We start from the raw sequence: 3,664 nt of genomic DNA, 5'->3' as shown, positions 1-3,664 counted from the left end.
CAACGATTTGGAGATTAGAATTGCGCAAAGCGCAGCCATTCCCCGTTGGGTTGCTCCCGTCTTTCAAAGCGGTAAGGAACGGCATCCCAGCACATGACTTCGTCATAGAGGTTGTCGAGGACCCAAGTGCCGGTGTTCATCTCGACCAAGAGGACGGCGTGGGGAAAAAACTGAACTTCATGGTGGACAATGGCCATGGTCAGGGAGGCGCTAGATAGCCCGGCCTCGACCAAGCGACGCCGCTTTTCCAACGCAAAGTCTTCACAGTCGCCTCGGCAGTTCTGTGGGAATTCCCATTGTTCTTCGATGCCCAATCGCTCCATGTCAGGGACGAATTCAACATCGGCGTTGACCGCTTCGTTGACCGTGAACAACAAACTATGCAGGCTCGGGTTTGACGAAAGCACCGCGTCCCCTGAAAGCGCGCAGTCGTTCGGATGGCTCTCGCAGAACAAGACATATTGGCTCGGAGGGGGCTCTGCGCGTCTGATTGGTACCTCAAGAGCGCTGCAGCGAGGCTGTGCGAGAGCTCCGCTGGCAAGACAAGCCAAGACAAAGCCTGTGAAGGAGGCGTTTGTGAGTTTTTCCACGCAGACCAATTTGCCCCCACTGAAAACAACGAGTTCTTTGTTTAGGCCCAATCCGCCAAAGTGACAACGTCCTGAGTGGGCTCACAGCCGCCGTTCGCTGCGGTCACCATCAAGGTCTGCTGAGAGGGACAAAGCTGCCGTAGAAAGTTCCTACATTCGTGTCTGCTTTTGGCTGGAACCGGACACTGGCCCGCCAGTCAATTGCTGCGCTTCAGCCTTTCCGATGTGGCCATTCGTCCATCAAGCAGCATTTATAGGCCGCAGTGAACCTTCGCTAAAGCCCATATTGATGGACGGTTTGATGGACGGTCTTCCGACGTCGCAAAATACATTCAGGAATTGACATGTATCAATCAGTGCGTGGTACTGAATGCTACAATTTGTCAAAGGCACCGTGCTGGGGCCTTCGTCTGATTGGAGGATACTATGACACTATCTAGAAAGTTTATTTACCCATCACTGAAATCAGCCATGCTGGCAGGCGTGGCAGCTGGTGCGCTGAGCTTTGTCTCTGTCGACTTTGCTAACGCTCAGGGCAATGGTCAGGGTGGCAGTTCGGAATCAGCGGGCAGCGGCGGTGGTAACCAGGGTGGCGGCAGTGGTGGCAGTAACCAAGGCAGCGGCAGCGGCGATGGTAACCAGGGTGGTGGCGGCAGCGGCCAAGGTAGCCAAGGCAGCGGCAGCGGCCAAGGTAGTGGCGGCAGCGATGGGAGCAGTAGCGATGTCGGTGGCGGTGGCCAAGGCAGCGGAAGCAGCGGCGGTACTGGTGACAACGACGATGATGGTGACAGTTCCGCTGGCGCCGGCGGACGCCCCGCAGACACGGGTGGCCGGCCGGAAGGCGCAGGGAGCGGTGATGCAGATTCTGACCGCCCAGAATGGGCGGGCACACCTGGCGGTTCCGCTGGTCGCGGTTCTCCTCCTGATGCGGGCGGCGGCGGTGACCTCTATGGTGATCTCTACGTCATCCTGCGTGATGACCAGGGCGTTCCCATCTTGAACGACGGTGGTTACGTTCAGCCGGTCGCGGCCGATGGTAGCCTTATCCCACTTGATGAAGAGGGTCATGTTCTTGATGAGACGCTTGTTCAAGAGGTCGAAATCGGTCGCCTGAACGTGGCCCGCGCTCCAGACGACGTTCTTGAGGGCCGCAGCGAGGAAGTGCTTGCTCTGCTCAACAGTGCGGATGCGATCTCTTTCGATCCGGCTGGTCGTCTCATCATCACCATCGACGGTGAATCGAGCACGATTGACGCTCCACTCGAAAACCTGTCGATCTATGTCGCTCTCATGACCACGGGTACGATTGAAGGTGTAGTTAATCCAGTTGTGACTGACCTATTTCTTGCCGACGGTGTGAAAACCGTTGAGGATCTAGAAGCGGCGGCGGTGTTTCTTGCAGCCGCGACTGACAAGACGGGCGTATTTACCACCGACGAGATTGCCTACATCAACTTGATCCTCAACATCGAACCCAGTGTGATTGAGGGGACAGAGGTGCAGTACTCGGCCGTAGATTTCTCGGATTTCGCGTATGATCGGGAGGATACCTACGCCGGTATCACAACTACGATACTCGTTCCGCAGGATGACGGAAGTTGGTTCCCAGAGGAAATCAACGTCTACGAGACCATCTTCAGCAGTACAAATGACGACGTGGTTGATTTCTCATTGGACGCGTTCACTCAGGCCGCAGACGACTCGCGGGTGGTTATTAACTACATCCACGAGTATGCGATTCCGGTTCTGCCAGAAGATTTGTAACATCAATTGTGAGGCGTTGAATTTTTCGACGCCTCACATTACCGCATGAGCCGGGTCATCTTTGACAGCTTGAAAATGCAGGTCAGCCTCAGACATTTTCGACAAATCTTGCATAAGTCTGCCCAACTTGGATGACTTAGACCTCACCATACCAGAACCAACGCATCTTAGCGCGTTGCGCAGACTCCGTTCCCCTGACTTACTCATCAAGTTGAAAGTCCCTCTTAGAGCGGCCCGCCAGGCCATCTCTCGCCCGTAGCGAAAGTCCAGTTTCTGCCTGAAGCTGCCATTTATGCAGTTTGCAGCATTCGACACTGTGGGCTCTTCGCTGCCGTTCTCTGCGGAGTGCACCAAGGTCCGCTTTGCAGCTAGTCAGAATATTTTGACCTGAGAACTCTTGGGCCAAGGCTAGCGTCGTATTGTGAAAACCACTCAAGAAAGAACGAGAGGCCCCTTTGCCTTCGAAGCCAAGGGAACCAATCGCTCAGACTGAACTGTCTTAAGTCGCCCAAGTTCATTGGGTTGAATCCGAATATATGGTACTTCAGCATCCAGGTATAAATCCTGTTTCTTGAGCCCCACGATCTCAGCCAATCTAGCCATGGAGTCAGATAACATGGCTATCACCCAGCGGCGCTCATCGTCCATCTGCCGACATGCAGCTTGAATTGTCATCAATTCGTCATTGGAGAATGGCAACCTTGGCTTTCGTTTACCTTCACTAGCGTTTGGTATCACCAAGGCTTCGAACGGATTGGTTCTGTTCAGCTCAAACTCAAGTATTCCAGTCTGAATGACGGGTCGTACTTGAGACAAATAGCGTTTAATGGTCTCTGCACCGACACCTCTGGCTACAAGTCTCTGAACAAAGGCGTTGCCGTGGTCACGTTTAAGGTGGTCCAAAGCAATGTCCCCAGTGATTTCAAGCAGCAACTCCCAAGCGCGATCAAACTGCTGTCTGGCAACCTTTCCTTTCGGTCCCTTGCCAAGTTCGAAATGCTTGTCCTTGGCATCGCTCAGCAGCTTGGGAACGGGAGCTCCATAGAGAATATCGAGGGTAAGCCTATCCTGAGGTGATATTCTGGGAGGAGGTTGATGCGGTTCGAGCGTCCCCCTGAGCATATCAGTGAAGTCATAAAGGAAAGGATTGTCTGGATATCTTATGCCGTCTCCGGGCGTCAAATCGGCAGCCTCTAGTACCGCAAGAGCAACCTGTGGATCGACAGCTTCCGGACGGCCTTCCCTGTGGTCCTGCCAAAGGGCATCCAATCGCAGCGTTTGAGCATGAGCTTTGCGGGCAGCCTCTGCCT

General features: G+C 54.3%; 2 protein-coding genes and 1 pseudogene. 1 reads left to right on the top strand and 2 read right to left on the bottom strand.

Annotation, left to right across the window (positions count from 1 at the left end):
* Positions 1-14: 14 nt before the first annotated feature.
* A complete protein-coding gene (locus QZ197_RS15160; protein WP_296433005.1) occupies positions 15-590 on the bottom strand; it encodes a transglutaminase-like cysteine peptidase in 576 nt (191 codons plus the stop codon).
* A 426-nt stretch (positions 591-1,016) separates the two neighbouring features.
* Here QZ197_RS15160 and QZ197_RS15155 point away from each other — a divergent pair, with 426 nt between their 5' ends.
* Positions 1,017-2,354 carry a hypothetical protein gene (locus QZ197_RS15155; protein ID WP_296433004.1) on the top strand — a complete coding sequence of 446 codons (1,338 nt, stop codon included), beginning with the start codon at positions 1,017-1,019 and terminating at the stop codon, positions 2,352-2,354.
* A gap of 432 nt (positions 2,355-2,786) precedes the next feature.
* On the opposite strand, the pseudogene QZ197_RS15150 reads toward QZ197_RS15155, so the two are convergent.
* Positions 2,787-3,664: pseudogene (locus QZ197_RS15150) on the bottom strand (hypothetical protein); the annotation flags it as partial.

The organism is Yoonia sp., from assembly GCF_017854415.1.
Classification (GTDB): domain Bacteria; phylum Pseudomonadota; class Alphaproteobacteria; order Rhodobacterales; family Rhodobacteraceae; genus Yoonia.
Note: the sequence above shows the minus strand (reverse complement) of the source record. Positions and strands in the feature narration are given on the sequence as shown.